Annotated in this window: 17 protein-coding genes; 7 read left to right on the top strand and 10 right to left on the bottom strand. The window is 64.7% G+C overall.

Annotated features, from left to right (window positions below; genetic code table 11):
* Positions 1 to 339 precede the first annotated feature (339 nt).
* On the bottom strand, positions 340 to 1,092 hold the full coding sequence (locus tag IX761_RS19460) for a TerC family protein (protein WP_194791179.1): 753 nt from the start codon (positions 1,090 to 1,092) through the stop codon (positions 340 to 342).
* Between the two features lie 14 nt (positions 1,093 to 1,106).
* The gene (locus tag IX761_RS19455; protein WP_194791178.1) at positions 1,107 to 1,346 is read right to left on the bottom strand and encodes a hypothetical protein; all 240 of its coding nucleotides are present in this window, start codon (positions 1,344 to 1,346) and stop codon (positions 1,107 to 1,109) included.
* Between the two features lie 132 nt (positions 1,347 to 1,478).
* On the opposite strand from IX761_RS19455, the gene nhaR reads away from it, so the two are divergent.
* The 3 genes from nhaR to IX761_RS19440 all read left to right on the top strand — a co-directional run bounded on the left by nhaR (position 1,479) and on the right by IX761_RS19440 (position 4,564).
* Complete coding sequence (gene nhaR / locus IX761_RS19450; RefSeq protein WP_194791177.1) at positions 1,479 to 2,372, top strand: transcriptional activator NhaR; 894 nt, start codon at positions 1,479 to 1,481, stop codon at positions 2,370 to 2,372.
* 201 nt (positions 2,373 to 2,573) lie between these two features.
* Entirely contained in the window at positions 2,574 to 3,785 is a 1,212-nt protein-coding gene (gene sstT, locus IX761_RS19445; RefSeq protein ID WP_194791176.1) for a serine/threonine transporter SstT, read from the top strand.
* Positions 3,786 to 3,916: 131 nt separating this feature from the next.
* Positions 3,917 to 4,564: a YceH family protein gene (locus IX761_RS19440; RefSeq protein WP_194791175.1), complete on the top strand. Its 648-nt coding sequence runs from the start codon at positions 3,917 to 3,919 to the stop codon at positions 4,562 to 4,564.
* A 2-nt stretch (positions 4,565 to 4,566) separates the two neighbouring features.
* Here the strand turns inward: IX761_RS19440 and IX761_RS19435 are convergent, their stop codons facing one another.
* The 6 genes from IX761_RS19435 to galU all read right to left on the bottom strand — a co-directional run bounded on the left by IX761_RS19435 (position 4,567) and on the right by galU (position 10,666).
* On the bottom strand, positions 4,567 to 4,758 hold the full coding sequence (locus IX761_RS19435) for a hypothetical protein (RefSeq protein WP_194791174.1): 192 nt from the start codon (positions 4,756 to 4,758) through the stop codon (positions 4,567 to 4,569).
* A 168-nt stretch (positions 4,759 to 4,926) separates the two neighbouring features.
* Positions 4,927 to 6,489 (bottom strand): alkyl hydroperoxide reductase subunit F, encoded by a 1,563-nt coding sequence (ahpF, locus tag IX761_RS19430; RefSeq protein ID WP_194791173.1) that lies wholly within the window; start codon positions 6,487 to 6,489, stop codon positions 4,927 to 4,929.
* A 125-nt stretch (positions 6,490 to 6,614) separates the two neighbouring features.
* Complete coding sequence (gene ahpC, locus IX761_RS19425; protein ID WP_194791172.1) at positions 6,615 to 7,178, bottom strand: alkyl hydroperoxide reductase subunit C; 564 nt, start codon at positions 7,176 to 7,178, stop codon at positions 6,615 to 6,617.
* A gap of 164 nt (positions 7,179 to 7,342) precedes the next feature.
* On the bottom strand, positions 7,343 to 8,041 hold the full coding sequence (locus IX761_RS19420; RefSeq protein WP_194791171.1) for a molecular chaperone: 699 nt from the start codon (positions 8,039 to 8,041) through the stop codon (positions 7,343 to 7,345).
* 230 nt (positions 8,042 to 8,271) lie between these two features.
* Positions 8,272 to 9,627, bottom strand: coding sequence for a glutathione-disulfide reductase (gene gorA, locus IX761_RS19415; RefSeq protein ID WP_194791170.1), 1,356 nt, complete (start codon positions 9,625 to 9,627; stop codon positions 8,272 to 8,274).
* Between the two features lie 199 nt (positions 9,628 to 9,826).
* On the bottom strand, positions 9,827 to 10,666 hold the full coding sequence (gene galU, locus IX761_RS19410; RefSeq protein ID WP_194791169.1) for a UTP--glucose-1-phosphate uridylyltransferase GalU: 840 nt from the start codon (positions 10,664 to 10,666) through the stop codon (positions 9,827 to 9,829).
* A gap of 355 nt (positions 10,667 to 11,021) precedes the next feature.
* Here galU and dkgB point away from each other — a divergent pair, with 355 nt between their 5' ends.
* From dkgB to IX761_RS19390, 4 genes are all read left to right on the top strand, one after another.
* Positions 11,022 to 11,825 carry a 2,5-didehydrogluconate reductase DkgB gene (dkgB, locus tag IX761_RS19405; RefSeq protein ID WP_194791168.1) on the top strand — a complete coding sequence of 268 codons (804 nt, stop codon included), beginning with the start codon at positions 11,022 to 11,024 and terminating at the stop codon, positions 11,823 to 11,825.
* Positions 11,826 to 11,981: 156 nt separating this feature from the next.
* Positions 11,982 to 13,163, top strand: a complete 1,182-nt coding sequence (locus IX761_RS19400) for an MFS transporter (RefSeq protein WP_194791167.1) — start codon at positions 11,982 to 11,984, stop codon at positions 13,161 to 13,163.
* A gap of 163 nt (positions 13,164 to 13,326) precedes the next feature.
* Complete coding sequence (locus IX761_RS19395; RefSeq protein WP_194791166.1) at positions 13,327 to 13,791, top strand: DUF1348 family protein; 465 nt, start codon at positions 13,327 to 13,329, stop codon at positions 13,789 to 13,791.
* A 156-nt stretch (positions 13,792 to 13,947) separates the two neighbouring features.
* Complete coding sequence (locus tag IX761_RS19390) at positions 13,948 to 15,870, top strand: tyrosine-protein phosphatase (protein WP_194791165.1); 1,923 nt, start codon at positions 13,948 to 13,950, stop codon at positions 15,868 to 15,870.
* Here the strand turns inward: IX761_RS19390 and IX761_RS19385 are convergent.
* Together IX761_RS19385 and IX761_RS19380 are read right to left on the bottom strand one after the other, a co-directional pair.
* Complete coding sequence (locus IX761_RS19385; RefSeq protein WP_194791164.1) at positions 15,858 to 16,841, bottom strand: AraC family transcriptional regulator; 984 nt, start codon at positions 16,839 to 16,841, stop codon at positions 15,858 to 15,860. The two genes, IX761_RS19390 and IX761_RS19385, sit on opposite strands and share 13 nt — an antisense overlap.
* A gap of 148 nt (positions 16,842 to 16,989) precedes the next feature.
* A complete protein-coding gene (locus IX761_RS19380) occupies positions 16,990 to 21,330 on the bottom strand; it encodes an NEL-type E3 ubiquitin ligase domain-containing protein (RefSeq protein ID WP_194791163.1) in 4,341 nt (1,446 codons plus the stop codon).
* Positions 21,331 to 21,354 lie beyond the last annotated feature (24 nt).

Here is a 21,354-nt window from a genome sequence, read left to right as displayed (position 1 = left end):
ACGGGGGGTAGCACGGAAAGGGCTGGGGGTAAGTCAGTACCGCGCAGACGCAAGACCAGCGGGTGAACCGTCATTGGGGCTGCTGTGCAGCGCATCGCCGGCAAGCCGGCCACATCTTGTGCGGTCTCTGTAGGAGCGGCCTTGTGCCGCGAAAGGGCCGCAGAGCGGCCCCGGCGATCTGCGGCGTACTCGAGATCCTGGGGCCGCTTCGCGGCCCTTTCGCGGCACAAGGCCGCTCCTACGGAGAACCTGCGCAAGACAGTTGCTCCTGCAGGGTCATCACGCTGCATGGAGCGGCGCAACGTCTGCAGGAGCCGGCTTGCCGGCGAAGTCCCTCAATCAGCCCTCAGCGGCTTCGCGCTTGAGGCGCGCCCGGCGGGCCATGATGTTGAGCACCTCGATCGCGGTCGAGAAGGCCATGGCGGCATACACGTAACCTTTCGGTACATGAGCGCCGAAACCTTCGGCGATCAGGGTCATGCCGATCATGATCAGGAAGCCCAGGGCCAACATCACAACGGTCGGGTTGTCGTTGATGAACTTGGCCAGCGGGTCGGCGGCCACCAGCATCACGATCACGGCGCTGATCACGGCGATGATCATGATCGGCAGGTGCTCGGTCATGCCCACGGCGGTGATGATGCTGTCGATCGAGAAGACGATGTCCAGCAGCAGGATCTGGAAGATCGCCGCGGTGAAACCGATGGTCACGGTACTACCGACCTTGGACTCTTCCTTGGCGCCATGCGGGTCGACGCTTTCGTGGATCTCCTTGGTCGCCTTCCACAGCAGGAACAGGCCACCGGCGATGAGGATCATGTCCTTCCAGGAGAAGGTGTGGCCGAACACGTCGAGCACCGGCTCCGTCAGCTGGACGATCCAGGCCACGGTGCTGAGCAGCGCCAGGCGCATGATCAAGGCCATGCTGATACCGATGCGCCGCGCCTTCGAGCGGTACGCCTCGGGCAGCTTGTTGGTGAGGATGGAGATGAAGATCAGGTTGTCGATGCCGAGCACGACCTCCATGGCCACCAGGGTGGCGAGGGCTACCCAGGCGGTGGGGCTAGCGGCGAGTTCCAGCAAGTATTCCATGGTTCAGTCCTGGGTCAGATGTCCTGGGTGTCTTTCTTGTCGTCTTCGGCCTTGGCCTTGTCGCCTTCGCTGCCGATGGCGTCGCTCAGCGCCTGCTGGGCGGCGTCGTTGGTCTTGTCGATGGCCTGCTTGGCCGTCTCGGCGGCCTGGTCGAGCATCTGCTGGGCGGATTTCTCGGCCTGGTCGCAGCCGCTCATGGCGAACAGCGCCAGGGCCAGCACCAGGGGCGTACCGATGGATTTGAGTTGCAGCATGGGGTCCTCGCTTGTCGATATCCGTGCGGCGCGCGGGGCGCCTGATGGGGTCGCATTCTAGAGAGACTGAAACATCCAGAAAATTCGTATTTTCAACGGCTATACTTCGGTTTTTACGAACATTGGACCGCCATGCTCAACTACCGCCAGCTGCACTATTTCTGGGTTGTAGCAAAGACCGGCAGCATCGCCCGCGCCAGCGAGCAATTGAACCTCACGCCGCAAACCATCAGTGGCCAGCTCAGCCTGTTCGAACAGACCTGGAACCTCGAACTGTTCCAACGCGTCGGCCGCCAGCTCGAACTGACCGAAACCGGCCGCCAGGCCCTGGTCTACGCCGAACAGATGTTCCAGCTCGGCGGTGAGCTGGAGGCCATGCTGCGGGCCGGGCCGCAGGAGCAGATCCTGTTTCGCGTGGGGGTGGCCGACGTGGTGCCCAAGTCCATCGTCTACCGCCTGCTGGCCCCGACCATGGAGCTGGACGAAGTGCTGCGCATCAGTTGCCGCGAGGACAAGCTCGAACGCCTGCTGGCGGACCTGGCGATCCAGCGCCTGGACCTGGTGATCTCCGACAGCCCCATGCCCAACCACTTGGACATCAAGGGCTACAGCCAGAAGCTCGGCGAGTGCGGTTTGAGCTTCTTCGCCACCGAGGCCCTGGCGGCGCGCCTCGAGCTGCCTTTCCCCGCCTGCCTGCACGACGCACCGCTGCTGATCCCCGGCCAGGAAACCGTGGTGCGCAGCCGCCTGCTGCGCTGGCTGGCAGAGCAGCAGGTGCAGCCACAGATCGTCGGCGAATTCGACGACAGCGCGCTGATGCAGGCTTTCGGCCAGTCCGGCAGCGGCATCTTCGTCGCCCCCAGCGTGATCGCCGAGGAAGTGTGCCGGCAATATGGGGTACGGCTGATCGGGCAGACCGAGGCAGTGAACGAGTCGTTCTATGCCATTTCGGTGGAGCGCAAGGTCAAGCACCCGGGCATCGTGGCGATCACCGAGGGCGCACGACGGGAGTTGTTCCATTGGTAGCTCAGGCAACACAGTGCGTGTAGGAGCGGCCTTGTGCCGCGAAAGGGCCGCAATGCGGCCCCAGCTATCGTGCATATGACATAGATCGCCGGGGCTGCTTCGCACCCCTTTCGCGACACAAGGCCGCTCCTACAGGGGTCGGTGCTGTCTGCGGGCCTGTGGTAAAGTCGCGCCCTTTCACGTTACTGGATCGTGCTGCACATGACCCCTGTTCTTCGCCTCATCAACCGCACCAGCCTGGTCACGCAGATCTGCATCGGCCTGCTCGCCGGCATTGCGCTTGCCCTGCTCTCCCCAGGCACCGCGCTCACCCTGGGCTTTTTGGGCAAACTGTTCGTCTCGGCGCTCAAGGCGGTGGCACCGGTACTGGTGTTCATCCTGGTCATGGCCTCCATCGCCAACCACCGTCACGGCCAGGAAACCCATATCCGCCCGATCCTGGTGCTGTACCTGCTCGGCACTTTCGCCGCTGCCGTGGTGGCGGTGATCGCCAGCATGCTGTTCCCGTCGCAATTGGCCCTCAATGCCAGCGAAGCCTCGCTCAGCGCGCCCGGCGGCATTAGCGAGGTGTTGCAGAACCTGGTACTCAGCGCCGTTGACAACCCCATCGCGGCACTGATGAATGCCAACTTCATCGGCATCCTGACCTGGGCGATCGGCCTGGGCGTGGCCTTGCGCCATGCCGGCGAGAGCACCCGCAAGGTGGTCGAGGACCTGTCCAACGGCGTGACCCTGATCGTGCGCATGGTGATCCGCTTCGCCCCACTGGGTATCTTCGGCCTGGTCAGCGCGACCCTGGCCCAGTCGGGCCTGGATGCCCTGCTCGGTTACCTGCACCTGCTGGGTGTGCTGATCGGCTGCATGCTGTTCGTGGCGCTGGTGATGAACCCGCTGATCGTGTTCTGGAAGATCCGCCGCAACCCCTACCCGCTGGTGCTGCTGTGCCTGCGTGAAAGCGGCATTACCGCGTTCTTCACCCGCAGCTCGGCGGCCAACATCCCGGTCAACCTGGCGCTGTCGGAAAAGCTCGGCCTGCACGAGGACACCTATTCGGTGTCGATCCCGCTGGGCGCGACCATCAACATGGCGGGTGCGGCGATCACCATCACCGTGCTCACCCTGGCCGCCGTGCACACGCTCGGTATTCCGGTCGACCTGCCCACCGCCGTGCTGCTCAGCGTGGTGGCGGCGGTGTGCGCCTGCGGCGCTTCGGGCGTGGCCGGTGGTTCGCTGCTGCTGATCCCGCTGGCCTGCAGCCTGTTCGGCATCCCCAGCGAGATTGCCATGCAGGTGGTGGCGGTCGGCTTCATCATCGGTGTGCTGCAGGATTCGGCGGAGACTGCGCTCAACTCGTCTACCGATGTACTGTTCACTGCCGCCGCGTGCCAGGCCATGGAGCAGCGCAGCGCTTGATGACGTCATCGCGGGTCAAGCCCGCTCCCACGGTTTGTGGGAGCGGGCTTGACCCGCGATGTGTTCGAAGATTGCTTAAGCCAGGCGCTTTACCTAGGCTAGTGGCCTTTTCCTCGCAATGAGACAGGGCCATGTCTGAACACGAAAACAGCGGCGAAGGCCGTTTCAACAGCACCGAGATCCGCGTGCTCGGGTCGCTGATCGAGAAACAGGCCACCAGCCCGGAAACCTACCCCCTGACCCTCAACGCCCTGGTCCTGGCCTGCAACCAGAAGACCAGCCGCGAACCAGTCATGAACCTCTCCCCCGGCCAGGTTGGCCAGGCCCTGCGCGCACTCGAAGGCCAGGACATGACGCGCCTGCAGATGGGCAGCCGTGCCGACCGCTGGGAGCAGCGGGTGGACAAGGCGCTGGAACTGGTGCCCGCCCAACTGGTGCTGATGGGGTTGATGTTCCTGCGCGGCCCACAGACGCTCAACGAGCTGCTGACCCGCAGCAACCGCCTGCATGAATTCGAAGACGTCGACCAGGTCCAGCATCAGCTGGAGCGCTTGATTTCACGCGGTTTGGCCCTGCACCTGCCGCGCCAGGCCGGTCAGCGTGAAGACCGCTACACCCACGCCCTGGGCGACCCGGCCGAGATCGAGGCGATCCTTGCCGCGCGCCAGCAGGAAGGGGGGGCACGCAGTAGCGGTGGCACGGTGTCGGAGGAGCGCATCGAAGCGCTGGAAGCGCGGATTGCCGCGCTGGAGGAGCGCCTGGCCCAGCTAGAGGGCTGAGTTCAGGGGTTTTCCGCTTCGGGGAAGTGGCGGCAGCTCTTGCGTTCGGCCAGCTCCTTGTCGCTGGGGCGCTGGTCGACGAACACGGTGTGGCCGCCTTCGTAGATTTCCAGGTAGCCCCAGTGCAGGTCCTGCTCTTTCTGCCCGGGCTGGGGTGGCACGAGCCACCAGGGTTCGCGGCTGATCAGGGTCATGGCTGTGGTTCCGAGGGTGTCTGCTGTAATCATAGACACCCTGCAGACTCCGTTTCGCCAGTCCCGCCGCATTCGCGGGCAAGCCCGCTCCCACAGGGTTGTCACAGTTTTCGAAGCCTGTGATGAACCTGTGGGAGCGGGCTTGCCCGCGAAGAGGCCGGTACAGGCTTACGCCGGCGCCGAAGTGCGGATCAGGTGATCGAACGCCGCCAGCGAAGCCTTGGCGCCCTCGCCCACGGCGATGACGATCTGCTTGTACGGCACCGTGGTCACATCACCGGCGGCGAACACACCGGGGATGCTGGTCTGGCCCTTGGCGTCGACGATGATCTCGCCCCGCGGCGACAGCTCGACAGTACCCTTCAACCAATCAGTGTTGGGCAACAAGCCGATCTGCACGAAGATGCCTTCCAGCGCCAGGTCATGCACTTCGTCGGTGCTGCGGTCCTTGTAGCGCAGGCCGGTCACCTTCTCGCCATTGCCCACCACTTCGGTGGTCAGGGCACGGGTGATCACCTTGACGTTCGGCAGGCTGTGCAACTTACGTTGCAGCACGGCATCGGCGCGCAGCTGGCTGTCGAACTCGATCAGGGTGACCTGGGCAACGATACCGGCCAGGTCGATGGCGGCTTCCACACCCGAGTTGCCGCCACCGATCACCGCCACGCGCTTGCCCTTGAACAGCGGGCCGTCACAGTGCGGGCAGTAGGCCACACCACGGGCGCGGTACTCCTGCTCGCCCGGCACGTTCATTTCGCGCCAGCGGGCACCGGTGGCGAGGATCACGGTCTTGGCCTTGAGCGAGGCACCACCGGCCAGGCGGACTTCGTGCAGGCCACCGTCGGTGGCCGGGATCAGCGCTTCACCCCGTTGCAGGTTCATGATGTCGACGTCGTACTGCTTGACGTGTTCTTCCAGCGCCATGGCCAGCTTCGGCCCTTCGGTCTCCTGCACCGAGATGAAGTTTTCGATCGCCAGGGTGTCGAGCACCTGGCCGCCGAAACGTTCGGCGGCAACACCCGTACGGATGCCCTTGCGCGCGGCGTAAATGGCCGCCGCAGCGCCGGCCGGGCCACCGCCCACTACCAGCACGTCGAAGGCGTCCTTGGCGTTGATCTTCTCCGCCTGGCGGGCGCCGGCGCTGGTGTCGATCTTGCCGAGGATCTCTTCCAGGCCCATGCGGCCCTGGCCGAACACTTCGCCGTTCAAGTAGATGCTTGGCACCGCCATGACCTTGCGGCTTTCGACTTCGTCCTGGAACAGCGCGCCGTCGATGGCCACGTGGCGAACGTTGGGGTTGAGTACCGCCATCAGGTTCAACGCCTGGACCACGTCCGGGCAGTTCTGGCACGACAGCGAGAAGTAGGTTTCGAACGTGAACTCACCCTGCAAGCCCTGGATCTGCTCGATCACTTCGGCGCTGGCCTTGGAGGGGTGGCCGCCAACCTGCAGCAGCGCCAGCACCAGGGAGGTGAATTCGTGGCCCATGGGGATACCAGCGAAGCGCAGGCTGATGTCAGCCCCTGGGCGATTCAGCGAGAACGAAGGACGACGGGCGTCGCTGCCGTCCGCGCTGAAGGTAATGAGGTTCGACAGGCCGGCGATTTCCACCAGCAGGTCGTGTAATTCGCGGGACTTCGCGCCGTCGTCGAGGGAGGCAACGATCTCGATCGGCTGGGTGACCCGCTCCAGGTAGGTTTTCAGTTGCGATTTAAGCGTGGCGTCCAACATACGGGCGATTCCTTTTTTCAAACTTCAGATACAAAAACGCCCAGGCGAGGTCGCCCGGGCGCTTTACGGGGCGGTAGGTACTTCAGCTTTGGCGGCTGTCTACCGCCCGCGACTTGCACATCGACTTAGATCTTGCCGACCAGGTCCAGCGACGGCGCCAGCGTGGCTTCGCCTTCTTTCCACTTGGCCGGGCAGACTTCGCCTGGGTGGGCGGCAACGTACTGAGCGGCTTTCACTTTGCGCAGCAATTCACTGGCGTCGCGGCCTACACCACCGTCGTTGATTTCGACGATCTTGATCTGGCCTTCCGGGTTGATCACGAAGGTACCTCGGTCGGCCAGGCCGGCTTCCTCGATCAGCACGTCGAAGTTGCGCGAAATGACGTGGGTCGGGTCACCGATCAGCGGGTACTTGATCTTGCCGATGGTGTCCGAGGTGTCGTGCCAGGCTTTGTGGGTGAAGTGGGTGTCGGTGGACACACCGTAGATTTCCACACCCAGTTTCTGGAACTCGGCGTAGTTGTCGGCCAGGTCGCCCAACTCGGTCGGGCAGACGAAGGTGAAGTCGGCTGGGTAGAAGAACACGACGGACCACTTGCCATTCAGGTCGGCTTCGCTGACCTGGACGAATTCGCCGTTGTGGTAGGCGGTGGCGTTGAACGGTTTGACCTGGCTGTTGATGATAGGCATGAGAGACGCTCCTTCATGGGGTTGAATTTCAAAGGGTTGAAATCAGTTGACGGAGAGAATCCTAACCGCTGGTCGCCATTAAGGCTCATTGGCAAACCTCATGCTCGCCATTGGTTTTGGCTATAAGCCAGCGGGATCGATAGCGTTTTTCATTCCTAAGCGAGTCACTGTTGCAATGTCGCGGTGGCGCCTCGCTCGACACCCCGGTCGTCGATATACGAGTATTCCACCTGCGCGTTGGCCGGCAGCTCACTGTCCAGCCCTTCCAAGGCAAAGCGTTGTTTCGAGAATGGCAACACATGCAGGGCGCGCCCGATCAACTGCCCCTCCTTGCGACGTATCGCGACAGCTACGAGATTGACGACATAGGGCCCGGGATTCTGCGCTTGCAACAGCGGGTGCCCGTTCCTGCTCCGGACGCGCCAGACCAGCGCCTGGTGCGCGTCATCCGCGCTGGCTGGCAGGCCGGATGGGCGATACAGCAACTTGATACGGCTGCGCTGGCAACGCTTGGGTACATTGCCGCCATCCCGGGTCGACATGTCGAGGAGGTTGAGCCAGTACAGCGTTTCGCGATCAACCGGCATCGCTGCGCCGTCATGAAATACCCGCAAGCGCAGGCCCTGCCCCGGTTCGAGGCGCGACAGCGACGGTGTCAGGCGCAAAGGCAACGACGGATGCCGGTCGTCGGTCTGCGCCTGGCCACCGTCGATCCAGGCCTGCACCCAAGATGGCTGGCTGCCTTCGTTGCGCAGGCTGACGATGACTTCCTGCTGACCTGCGGGAAATACCAGGGGGTTACTGGCGATGACTACGCTGCAATGGGCCTGGCAGGTAACCAACAGGCAAACTGCCAGCAGCACAGCGCGCTGGTGAAGGGTTTTCATAGGGTCTTTTCTGGATAGCGGGTTACGACCTGCTTCACCCAGGTCGGCATCACGAACGCGGTGCCGGGGCAGTATCAAAAGACCAACGCATCTGCTCTGTAGGAAAAAGCAGGACTTCTCGGGCAATACGCGCCGTTGTACGTAAGAAAATTCGCCATTTGTGGCATCCGGGGCCAACTGTCAGCGCCCCGGAAACACTTCAGGGATCAGCGCGTGACGGTGCGCATGGTCACGAACTCTTCGGCCGCCGTCGGGTGCACGCCGATGGTCTCGTCAAACTGCTGCTTGGTGGCGCCGGCCTTCAACGCAACCCCCAGCCCCTGGATGATCTCCCCGGCATCGGGCCCGACCATGTGGCAGCCCAGCACCTTGTCGGTCTCGGCGTCCACCACCAGCTTCATCAGGGTTTTCTCCTGGATGTCGGTGAGGGTCAGCTTCATCGCCCGGAAGCGGCTTTCGAAGACCTGCACCTTGTGCCCGGCCTTGAGTGCCTGCTCTTCGGTGAGGCCGACGGTGCCGATCGGTGGCTGGCTGAACACGGCGGTGGGGATGTTCTGGTAATCCACCGGGCGGTACTGCTCGGGCTTGAACAGCCGGCGGGCCACGGCCATGCCTTCGGCCAGCGCCACGGGGGTGAGCTGTACGCGGCCGATCACGTCACCGATGGCCAGGATCGACGGTGCGGTGGTCTGGTACTGCTCGTCGACGCGAATGAAACCGCGCTCGTCCAGCTCCACACCCGTGTTCTCCAGGCCCAGATTGTCCAGCATCGGCCGGCGGCCGGTGGCGTAGAACACACAGTCGGCCACTAACTCGCGGCCATCCTTGAGGGTGGCCTTGAGGCTGCCATCGTCGAGCTTGTCGATACGCTGGATGTCGGCGTTGAACTGCAAGTCCATGCCGCGTTTTTCCAGCTCCTCTTTCAGGTGCGTGCGCACCGAACCGTCGAAACCGCGCAGGAACAGGTCGCCGCGATACAACAGCGTGGTGTTGGCACCCAGGCCCTGGAAGATGCCGGCGAACTCGACAGCGATATAGCCGCCGCCTACCACCAGCACCCGGCGCGGCAGGTCCTTGAGGTAGAACGCTTCGTTGGAGGTGATCGCCAATTCTTTACCGGGGATATCCGGCACCTGCGGCCAGCCGCCGGTGGCGATGAGGATGTGCGCGGCGCTGTAGCGCTGGCCCTCCACTTCCACTTCGTTGGCGCCGGTGATGCGTGCGTGGCCGGTCAAGAGGGTGACGCCACTGTTGACCAGCAGGTTGCGGTAGATGCCGTTGAGGCGCTCGATCTCGCGGTTCTTGTTGGCGATCAGGGTGCCCCAGTCGAAGTGGCCTTCTTCCAGGGTCCAGCCGAACCCGGCAGCCTGCTCCAGCTCGTCGGCGACGTGGGCGCCGTACACCAGCAGCTTCTTCGGCACACAGCCGACATTGACGCAGGTACCGCCGAGATAGCGGCTCTCGGCCACCGCCACTTTTGCGCCAAAGCCCGCAGCGAAGCGCGCCGCACGCACACCGCCGGAACCGGCGCCAATCACGAACAGATCAAAATCGTAAGCCATGCAATGAGTCTCCTGGACAGGCGCCCAGCATAGCGCTGTTGGCGGCTGCGGAAAACGCATTGGGGCCGCTCTGCGACCCATCGCGGGCAAGCCCGCTCCCACAGTGACCGCGCAGTTTCAAGTGTGCGCTGTACCTGTGGGAGCGGGCTTGCCCGCGATGGGCTGCAGAGCAGCCCCAATTCAGACCATCAAGGATTTATCAGTAAGCCTTGCCGGTCTTGTAGAAGTGCTCGAAGCAGAAGTTGGTCGCTTCGATGTAGCCTTCGGCGCCACCGCAGTCGAAACGCTGACCCTTGAACTTGTAGGCAATGACGTTGCCCTCGGCGGCCTGCTTCATCAGTGCGTCGGTGATCTGGATCTCGCCACCCTTGCCCGGCTCGGTCTGCTCGATCTTCTCGAAGATGTCCGGGGTCAGGATGTAACGACCGATGATCGCCAGGTTGGACGGTGCGTCTTCCGGCTTTGGCTTCTCGACCATGGCGTCGACACGGAAGATGCCGTCCTTGATCTCTTCACCGGCAATAACGCCATACTTGTTGGTTTCCTGCGGGTCGACTTCCTGGATGGCGACGATCGAGCAGCGGTACTTCTTGTACAGCGCGACCATCTGCGCCAGCACGCCTTCACCCTCGAGGTTGACGCACAGGTCGTCGGCCAGCACTACGGCGAACGGCTCGTCGCCGATCAGTGGGCGGCCGGTGAGGATGGCGTGGCCCAGGCCTTTCATTTCGGTCTGGCGGGTGTAGGCGAACGAGCACTCGTCCAGCAGGCGGCGGATGCCGACCAGGTATTTTTCCTTGTCGGTGCCCTTGATCTGGTTTTCCAGCTCGTAGCTGATGTCGAAGTGGTCTTCCAGGGCGCGCTTGCCGCGGCCGGTAACAATGGAGATCTCGTTCAGGCCGGCGTCCAGTGCCTCTTCAACGCCATACTGGATCAGTGGCTTGTTGACCACCGGCAGCATTTCCTTGGGCATGGCTTTGGTAGCGGGCAGGAAGCGGGTGCCGTAACCGGCTGCCGGGAACAAGCATTTCTTGATCATAAACGTCCTTAACGAAGGGCTTTGCGTACGAAATTCGGCGCAGTCTAATCAGGCGGCAGTCACCTTACAATGCCCCGCCTCTGTTGGCCGATGCCATCATAGAGATATCTCAGTGTAGTTAGTTCCTGAGCATCGGGATTATTCACCGATTGCCGGACCAGAAGCACCCAATCGACCCGCGCCATACGGCTTGATTCAACCAGCCAAATCACGGGCTGCCCGCTGATTCGTGACTTCAGGTTAAAGGACTTTGACTGGATCGGCGCTTAATCCGGCCTGCTGAAAGCCGCACACTGCCTGGCATGCACTGCAACCGCCAGGTTCGGTCCGTCGTTCACTTTCCAGGAGCAGCCCCATGAGCATTCCATCCTTCGGCCTCGGTACTTTCCGCCTCACCGGCCAGGCCGTCATCGATTCGGTCAAGTCGGCACTGGCCCTGGGCTACCGTGCCATCGACACCGCACAGATCTACAAGAACGAAGCCGAAGTCGGCCAGGCCATCGCCGAAAGTGGCGTTCCCCGTGACGAACTGTTCATCACCACCAAGATCTGGGTCGATAGCTACGCCGCCGACAAACTGATCCCCAGCCTGCGTGAAAGCCTGGCGAAACTGCGCACCGACCATGTCGACCTGCTGCTGATCCACTGGCCGGCCCCGGGCAACGGCGTCGAGCTGCCGGAGTACATGGGCGCGCTGGCCGAAGCCAAGAAGCTGGGCCTGACGCGGCAGATTGGTGTCTCCAACTTCAACATCGAGCTGACCCGCCAGGCTATCGCCGTGGTCGGTCAGGGCGAGATCGCCACCAACCAGGTCGAGCTCAGCCCCTACCTGCAAAACAGCACGCTGGCCGCGTTTCTCAAGGCGCAAGGCATCACCGTCACCTCCTACATGACCCTGGCCTACGGCAAGGTGCTCAAGGACCCGGTACTGGCCGCGATCGCCAACAAGTACAAGGCCACCGTGGCGCAAGTCGCGCTGGCCTGGGCCCTGCAGCTGGGTTACGCGGTGATCCCCTCGTCGACCAAGCGCGAGAACCTGGCCAGCAACCTGCTCGCCCAAAGCCTGCGCCTGGATGCCGAAGACATGGCGCGCATCGCCACGCTGGAACGCAACGGCCGTGAAGTCAGCCCGGACGGCCTGGCGCCGGTCTGGGACTGACCTACTTTTCCGATATGGGCTTCGTGGGAGCGGGCTTGACCCGCGACAGATGGCACCGGCTACGCCGGTATCGCGGGTCAAGCCCGCTCCCACGCAGGTTCCCTGCGCGGCACGCCCACCCGCGCCATTCATGACACTTGAACTGCGGAGTTTGCAATGAACACGCCTCACCCCAAACGGGTGCTGTTCGCCCTGGCCATCGGCGCCTTCGGCATCGGCACCACCGAATTCACCCCCATGGGCCTGCTGCCAGTGATCGCCGATGGCGTCGGCGCCAGCATCCCCAGCGCCGGCATGCTGATCACCGCCTACGCCATCGGCGTGATGGTGGGTGCGCCGATCATGACCCTGTTGTTCAGCCGCTTCGGCAAGCGCGCCGCGCTGATGATGCTGATGGGCATCTTCACCGTCGGCAACCTGCTTTCGGCCCTGGCGCCGGACTACTACACCCTGCTCGCCTCGCGGTTGATCACCAGCCTCAACCACGGCGCATTCTTCGGCCTGGGGGCGGTGGTCGCCGCCAGCGTGGTGCCCAAGGACAAGCAGGCCAGCGCCATCGCCACCATGTTCATGGGCCTGACCATCGCCAACATCGGCGGCGTGCCCGCCGCCACCTGGCTCGGCCAGCAGGTCGGCTGGCGCATGGCCTTCGCCGGCACCGCCGTGCTCGGTGTGCTGGCCATCGCCGCGCTGTGGTACGCCTTGCCGAAAGGTGAGCGGGGCCAGGTGCCGCACGTGCGCAAGGAGTTGGCGGTGATCGCCCGCCCCAGCGTGTTGCTGGCCATGGCCACCACGGTGCTGGGCGCCGGCGCCATGTTCACCCTGTACACCTATGTCGCACCGGTGCTCAGTGAACTGACCGGCGCTTCGCACGCTTTCGTCACCCTCGGCCTGGTGCTGATCGGGGTTGGCTTCACCCTCGGCAACAGCCTGGGCGGCAAGCTGGCGGACTGGTCGCTGGATGGCGCGGCGAAGATCTTCCTTGGCACGCTCGCGCTGATCATGCTGCTGATGCCGCTGGTACTGGGCAGCCATATCGGCGCCGCCATCGCCCTGCTGGTGTGGGGGGTGTTCACCTTCGCCGTGGTGCCGCCGCTGCAAATGCGGGTGATGACCGCCGCCGTCGAGGCCCCAGGCCTGGCTTCGTCGATCAACGTGGGTGCGTTCAACCTGGGCAATGCCTTGGGGGCCGCGCTGGGTGGCGCGGTGATCAGCCTGGACCTGGGCTATGCCGCAGTGCCGATGGCCGGCGGCGTGCTGGCGGCCGGTGGCCTGCTGCTGGTGTGGCTCGGTGGTCGTGCAAAAAGTACCCATGTGGCACTGAACAAGGTCGCGTAACGGCGGCCGGCCCCTTCGCCAGCGAAGGGGTCAATACCTGACGGCGATTGTTCCGCAGGGCGCAATTAAGTTGTGCCGCGGCTGCTGATTCCCGGTAAAAAACATCGGGCGTAGTCTTTGCTTCAGCCAGGCCACTCCAGGCCTTCACCTGAGGAACCGCACCATGTCCCGCCCACCGCTGCCCCCCTTCACCCGTGAAAGCGCCATCGAAAAAGTCCGCCTCGCCGAGGACGGCTGGAACAGCCGCGACCCCGCCAAGGTCGCCCTGGCCTATACCCTCGACACCCACTGGCGCAACCGCGCCGAGTTCTGCAACAGCCGTGAACAGGCCCAGGCCTTCCTCACTCGCAAATGGAACCGCGAACTGGAATACCGGCTGATCAAGGAACTGTGGGCCTTCACCGACAACCGCATCGCCGTGCGCTATGCCTACGAGTACCGCGACGACAGCGGCCAGTGGTATCGCGCCTACGGCAACGAGAACTGGGAGTTCGCCGAAGATGGCCTGATGCAGAACCGCCATGCCAGCATCAACGAGCAACCCATCAGCGAAGCCGAGCGCAAGTTCCGCTGGCCGCTGGGGCGTCGCCCAGACGACCATCCGGGGCTGAGCGACTTCGGCTTCTGAGCGGCCAGCGGCCCCTGGCCCTGAGCTGAACAGACACTGCGCGCAGTTTGCAGACAGCCTGCGCAGGTATTGACCTTGCAGGGTTACATGAAACATTCCGTTTCATGTCCCCTGCCGACAGTAGTCCCCTCACTGCATCCCAACGAGGTCACTGTCGTGCTCCAGCCATTCATCCGCTCGTTTTCCCTGCTCACCCTGTCCATTGCCGCCGCTCAGGCCGCCGAGCCCGTCAACCTCGACACCCCCCGGCTCAGGGGCATGGACAACTTCCGCGACGTAGCCGGCACCACCACGGCGTACACCACCCGCCACGATGGGGTGATGCGCGCCGGGGTGTTCTATCGCTCCAACGCGTTCACCCCCACCGGGTCGGACCTGAACACGCTCAATGGCCTGGGTATCCGCGAGGTGTTCGACCTGCGCACCCCCAGCGAAATCGCCGCCACCCCCGACACCCTGCCGGCCGGCGCCAACTACCGCAACATCGACATCATCGGCAACACCACCTCGGGCGCCAACATCACCACCGTCGCCTTCACCAGCGCCGCCCAGGCCCGGGAGATGATGCTGGAAACCAACCGCGCCTTCGTCAGCGACGCCGGCATGCGCAGCCAGTTCGGCGTGCTGTTCAACGAACTGGCCAGCGCCGACGGCGCCGCGGTGTTCCACTGCACCGCCGGCAAGGACCGCACTGGCTGGACCGCCGCCGTGTTGCAGAGCATTGCCGGGGTGGACGATGCCACCATCATGGCCAACTACCTGGCCACCAACGACTACACCGCGGCGCGCATGGCCGCGACCCTGGCGCACCTGCCACCGGGCATGGCCGCCATCTACCAACCGCTGCTGGGGGTGGAGGCCAGCTACCTGCAAGCCGGCCTCGACCAGGTGGTCGCCGAGTACGGCAGCATGGACAACTACCTCAAGCAGGGCCTGGGCCTGAGCCAGGAAACGATCTACGTGCTGCGCGGCAAGATGGTGTTCTTCAACAGCCTGCCCGGCCAGGCCGGCCTGCAAGGCAACGCCGCCGCTGGCGCATCGTTGCTGCAAGCCTTGCAGGACAGCGACCTGTCCGGCACCTACAGCGCCTACAACTACTACCTGCAATCGGCCATCGACGCCGGCAGCCTGGGCGGTGTCGAGGCGACCGTGGGCGGCCAGGTGCATGCCGACGCGGCGAGTTTCCTGCTGCGCCAGACCACCCAGCTCGACCGCGCGGCTTCCCCCTACGCCAGCGGCACCGACCTGAAGATTGGCCAGACGCGTCTATGGAGTACCGCGCTGGCCGGCTACCTGGGCACCGATGGCTCGGCCCAGGCGCGCAGCAGCAACGAACACAGCCAGGGCCTGATGGTCGGTGCGACCCGGCGCTTCTCCGAGCAGTTCAGCGCCCATGCCGGCTTCGGCTACAGCCAGGGCACGGTCGGGGCGGCCAGTGGCGAGGCGGACACCGACCTGACCTTCCTCACCCTGGGCACCCGCCTGGCCACGCAAAGCCTTGACCAGGGCCTGTTCATCGAGGCTGGCGCCACCGCCGGCTGGCTCGACTACAGCAGCAAGCGCGAGCTGGGTGGCGGCCTGGGCACGGCCAAGGGCGACAGCCACGGCACCCTCACCGGGGGCAGCCTGGCACTGGGTTATCGCCTGCCGATGCAGGGCATGGTGCTCGAGCCAAGCCTGGGCCTGCGCATCAGCCACGTGGACCTTTCCGGTTTCAACGAAAAAGGCAGCGAGCTGGCACTGAAAGTCGACGATCTCAAGCAGACCCGCCGCAGCGCCACCGCCAACCTCAAGGCCGCCTTCGCCCCCGTTGCGCTCCCTGCTGGCTGGCAACTGATACCCGGCGTAGAGGTGGGTTACGAACACGCATTGGGCGACCAGCAGGTCGACAGCCAGGGCCATCTGCTGGGCCTGGACATCGAGCAGCGAGCGGCATTCGACAACCGTGACCAGTTCCTGGGGGCGGTCAACCTGACCGCCAGCCTGGGCGCCCTGAGCCTGGGTGCGGAGCTCGCCGCCATGGGCGGCGGCGACAGCCATGGCGTCAGCGGCGGGCTGAAGGCCAGCTACAGCTTCTGAGCCAGGCCGCGCCTCACCTCGGTGGGGCGCACGCCATAGGCCTGCTGGAAATACTGGGCGAAGCGCCCGGGGTTGCTGAACCCGAAACGCAACGCCACCTCCCCCACCCCAGCTGCCTCGCCACTGGCCAAGACCTGGTAAGCCCGCTCCAAGCGCACCTGGCGCTGGAAGCCCGCAATCGAGTTACCGGCGAAACGGCGGAAGCCGTCCTGCAGCGCACGTAGGCTGACATGGGTCAGCGCGGTCAACTGTGCGCCACTGACCTGCTGCTCGGGGTGCTCGCGCATGAACGCCATGGCCAGGCGCACATGCCGCGGCACGATGGCCGGCGCAGGCCGCTGCAGCGCCTCGCTGTAATTGTGCGGCCAGGCTTCGAGCAGGGTATCCACCAGCATCTCCTGCAAGCGGGTCGGCAGCAGCGCGCCGGTGCTGATCAGGGCTTCGAAGCTGTCGCCCGTGGCCATTTCAAGCAAGGCCCGGATACCCCGGAACGCGGCGCTATCGAGGTTGATCACCGGTTCGAAACGAATCGGCTGATGCAAGGGCCGCCCCAACAGCACGGCCAGGCGCTCACCAAACAAGCCGCGACGTATCGACATGCCGCACTGGGCATGGTCATCGGCGAAACGTATCGAGCGGATCTGTGCCTTGTCGATCGCCAGGCCCACCCGGGCATGCCCCACCGATTCGCCGTGATGCTCGACGATCACCTTCCCGGCGCTGGGCAAGACGAAGGTAATTTCATCCTGCGGCGCCGGGAACGTGATGGAAAAGTCGCCCCGGTACTGCATGCACCGAAAACTGATGCCCTCGTGGCGCCCGTAAACCCCACCAATGACAATGCCGCCGGGCAGTGCTGGCAGGTCGGCGTAGAGCGTGCCGAACACCTGGGCGAACTGCGCGGCGAACGCTTCGCTGTGCATGGCGTCGGCCCTGACGAGGATCCGTCTGCGGGGGGTGGTGCTGTACACGTTCAGGTTCTCCTTGAGCGACACGCGGCGCCAGCACGGTACCGATGCGCGATGACAGCGTTGTGACGCCGTGCAGCCGCGGTTTTCAACTCATTACCGCTATTGCACCGCCCGTGCATCGCCAATCCGGACGATGCCAGGCCGCAACCTACAGCGGATAACGCGCCATCGCCTCCTGGGTCAATGTTTCGAACAATTCGGTCTGCGCGGCATCGCGCCTTGACGCAATGCCCTCGACCTCATTCAGGTAACTGCCCTCGGGCAAGCTGGCGGCACGGGCGTCGAGCGCCTCGAGATCAAGGTGAAACGGCAGGTCGAGGGCTTCGAAACGCGGGCCGTAGGTCAGGCGCAGATGAGCTTGCCAGAACGCTCGCGCAGCCAGCGACGGTGCCAGTTGCGTGCGTTCGGTGGTGAGTACCTGGCCGCGCACTTGCAGCAATCGCGCACCGGAAACCTGCGCGGCCATTGGGTAGCGCATGGTCGTTGGCTGCCCTGGCAGCCCGAGTGTTTCGGCCAAACGCACGCGATAGGCCAGGCGCACCTCGATTTCGTCGACATCGTCGCGCACCTGGATACGCTGCTCGATATCCTCGGCCGCGGCGCGGTCCACGGCGTCGAGGCGATACAGCGCGCGCCCCAGGCGCAACAGTTCGGGTTCGGCCTGCGCGCCGCTCAACCCGGCAGTGCGCAGGTACACCCAGGACTGTACCTCCAACTGGCTGAAGGTGAGCGCCACACTGTCGGCGCAGGAAACCGGGTGCATGGCCATCTCGAATAGTCGTTCACGCAGCTCGCTGTTCTGCGTGCAGGCCTCGATCACCTCCCACACCCTGCGGCTCATATCGTCGCGCTGCAGCAGATAGTCCTCGGTATCGCGCAAGTCACCCAACAATTGGAAAAAGTCTTCGCTTGCCTCCTCGTTTGCCAGACTGCTCCATTGCTGGCGCCTGGACAATTGCTGGTCGCCGTCCAGCCTCGCCAGCCAGCTGTCGCGGTTGACGTCGCCGGATGGGGCATGGCGGCTGAGGGTGTTCACCCTGGCCTCGCCCTGCGCCTGGAAGCTGGCCTGCCGCGCCTGACTGACCGCGTCCAGTGGATTGTCATGCAAATGGATGCGCTGCAAGGCGCGCGCGGGTTGCGTGTAGAAATCGGCATCCAGGGTGGCGATGCGGTTGTTGCGCAGGTCGGCGTACTCCAGCTCGGCCTGCTGCATCAGGCCTTCGGGAATACGGCTGAGCCCGGCGCTACGCAGGTTGACCTGGCGCAGACGGCGCAAGCTACCCAGCTGCGGCGAGGCGACCAGGGTGTTATGGCTCAGGTTCAGGCGTTGCAACTGGGTCAGCCCGGCCAGTCGGCGGTTGCCCTCTGGCCCCAGCACGATGCGGTTGCCCGACAGGTCCAGGGTACGCAACTGCGGTAATTGCGTGAGTAACTCGGGCAGTTCGGTGAGCATGTTGCCGGCCAAGTCCAAATGCTGCAGCCGCGGGAAACGACCGATGAAGTCGTTCCCCACGCTGGCCAGCCCCAGCCCGCGCAAGCGCAAGTGGGTGACATTGGCGAAGATCAACGGCTCGGCCAGCGCCGGCAAGGCACCAATGGCTTCATCCTCGATACGCAGGTGATGCTCGGTGGCGCTGGGACGCACCGCCTGCTCGCGCCAACCGGCCAGCAGTTGGCTGGCTACCCGCGTGCGGCTGGCACGCAAGGGGCGGTCCAGGGCATCGGCCTGCCACAGGGCGAGATGCTCCTCCAACGAGGTCACCTGCAATTGCAGGGCGCTGACATGCTGCCAGATGTTGACCCGTTCCTGGATCCGCTCACTCACGTACAGGCGCACCTGATCGTCATCGAAGCCTGGGTAGATGCGCCGCAATGCATGGTAGACCGCCCGACGCCCGCCAGGCTGGCGGCCACTGAGCGGATACCCCAGGCGCCCGTCGCCAAGGCGTACCGGGGGGCGAATGCCGCCACCCACGGCTGCCATGCCGAGCAGGCGCGCGGCGGCTTCACGGTCGCCGGCCACCCGGGCCACAACGCGGTCGGCCAGCGCTTGGCCGGTGGGATTCGATGCGCCCAGCTCGATGCGCTGCAGCGGATCCATGTGCAACAGCAACGCCTGGAACAGACCATCGGAGGGGTTGGCGCCGGGCCGGGCGGTGCCTTCCGCCCCGACCGACAGATATCCAGCCGGCGCTTTGACCAGGGTGCGCACGTCACTGGCCTGTGCCGCACCGAGGGACGCGAGCAGGCTACCCTTGGCCGTCCCCTGGCGTATCTCGATACGTACATCGTCGGCCCACGGCACCAGTTGGTCGACCATGCCCAGGGCCAGCTTGTAGCCATCGTCATTGAGCGCTGACGCCTGGCGCAGGCCTGCGCAGGCCCGGTCCAGACGGCTGTCGCGCAGCGCCCAGCGCGCCTGCTCGGCCAGCGCCAGCGGTACTCGCGAGCTGCTCTGCAGCACCTGCCGTTGCGCGTCGCTGGCTTGGGCCACGATCGCCTCGGCGCAACGCGCCGTCAGCCCCGGGAAGTCGCGCTGCAACAATTGCCCCGCCGCGTCCACGGTCGGTTGCAAGGCTGCCAGGCGCTGGTTGAAGCTCGCACTGTCGAGGGCTGGTTGCAGGGCATGCAGGCGATAGCGCTCCAACGCGTCCAGCAGCCGTGCCGGCGCCGGTGCCTGGTCGATGTGCAAGCGGCGCAGGCAAGCTTCGTCGAAACCGGTGGTCTCGGCCAGGACACTGGCAGCCTCATCGGAAACATCGACCAGTGCCGTACCCAGGCGACGCATCAGGTAACCCGCGCCTTCCCAGTGCTGCGGACTTTCCAATGCATGGCGCCAACCGCCTGCGCCGTTGCCCAGCAGCGCCGGGCGATGAGCAGCCTGGCGTGTGGGGTGCGCGATACGTGGCTGATTGCGACGGGCATCGAGCGCTGTTCGATAGCGAGCGCCCTCTATCGCCACACCATGCCCCTGGGGTAGCTCTTCGCCGACAGCCATGCGATACCCGGCCAGGTCAGGGTGGCACAGGCGCGGCAGTTGCCCCGGCCCGGCCTCCACCGGCACCAGCTCATCGACGAATGTCACGCGCTCGAGGGCCTTGCCCACCACCTTCACGCCCGTGGCGAACAACGCCATGGCGGCGACGTTTTCGGCTACACCGAACACATGCCCCAGCGCACCCTCACGGTCGCCCAGCGTCCAGTCCTCGTAGCCCTCGTACAGCTCGTGGGTCAGTTGCAGGGCCGCGACCCCGAGCATTGCCAGCCCCAGCCCGGGCACGAACAGCCCGATCAGGTTGAGCAGGTCGAGACTGGCATCCAGGTAGCCCTGCTGGCGCACCGCCCGGGCGGCGACATCGACCTGCTCGGTAGGGACCGCCAGGCTGCGGGCGTCACCGAGGATCTTGTCGACCTGGGCCTTGCGCAGGTGGGCGAACAGCGCACCGCTGATTGCCTGGTTGCGTGCGTCGAGTACCAGCGCTGTATCGCCCTTCTCTGCCAGCAGCTCGGCCAGTTTGCGCGTGAAGACCGCACGGTCGGCCTCGCCAATGAAACGCTCGAAGAAGCGCGCATAGCCAGGCTTGCGCATGCGCTTGCCCAGTGCCTGGTACAGGTCGCTCCAGGATCGGTGCTGGCTCAACGCTGCGTGCGGGTCGCCCGGCACCCAGGCAATGACCCCCTCCAGCGCGGCATTGGCGGCGGTGCCACTGCGCACTTCGAACACCACTACCCCCACCACCGATTTGCCTAGCACACGCAACTCGAAGGGTTTGAGCACTGCGGTGTCACCCGGCACCACGCTTGAGCTGGAGAACACCGGCAACAGCTGCCGGAAACCCCGCTCGTCCAGTTCGCCCTTGAGGCTGGCCAGCCGCGCCTGCACTTCAAGGTTGCCGCGCTGTACCTCCTCCAGTTGTGCGTTCAGCGCCGCGAGTTTCGCGGGGTCTTGCGGGCTGAAATGCATGGCCAGATGGTTCTGGTATTGGCCGCCGATGTCCAGCTCGCGGCAGACCTGGGCGAACTTGGCCGGCGTCAAGGTTACCGTGGCGCCCTCGATGTCGACGTAGCTCAGGGCCAGACCCGATGCATCCACGACCTGGCTGAGCGAGTGGAATGGCTCATCGGCCTCGAAGTTGTGCAAGGCGGCGGCCAGCAAGCTCTGTTGGCTCGTCAGGTAGACCCGCTGCGCGGGTACGGCCGGCGATACCAGGGGGGCGAAGCTCTCCAGGATCTGGCGCAACCTGGCGCTACGCACATCGACGGCCGGTTGCAGATCTTCCAGGGCCTTGGTCAGCCGGCCCTGGGCGAAGCTATCCAGCGGGCTGACCTTGCCCAGCAGCCCTTGTAACCCGGCCTGGGCACGCTGCTGCGCAACCAGTGCCCGGTGCAGCGCGTTGCGCTGTTCGGCGGCGGCCGTGCTCAACCAGGCTGGCAGGTGTTCGGCAACCAGGGCGTCGACGGAGTCGGCGGTGATGATCGGGGTGTCCATGGAAAACTCCTTGATAATGGACCG

This window comes from Pseudomonas sp. UFMG81, assembly GCF_015354575.1.
Taxonomy (GTDB): domain Bacteria; phylum Pseudomonadota; class Gammaproteobacteria; order Pseudomonadales; family Pseudomonadaceae; genus Aquipseudomonas.
This window is presented reverse-complemented; position numbering and strand designations above follow the sequence as displayed.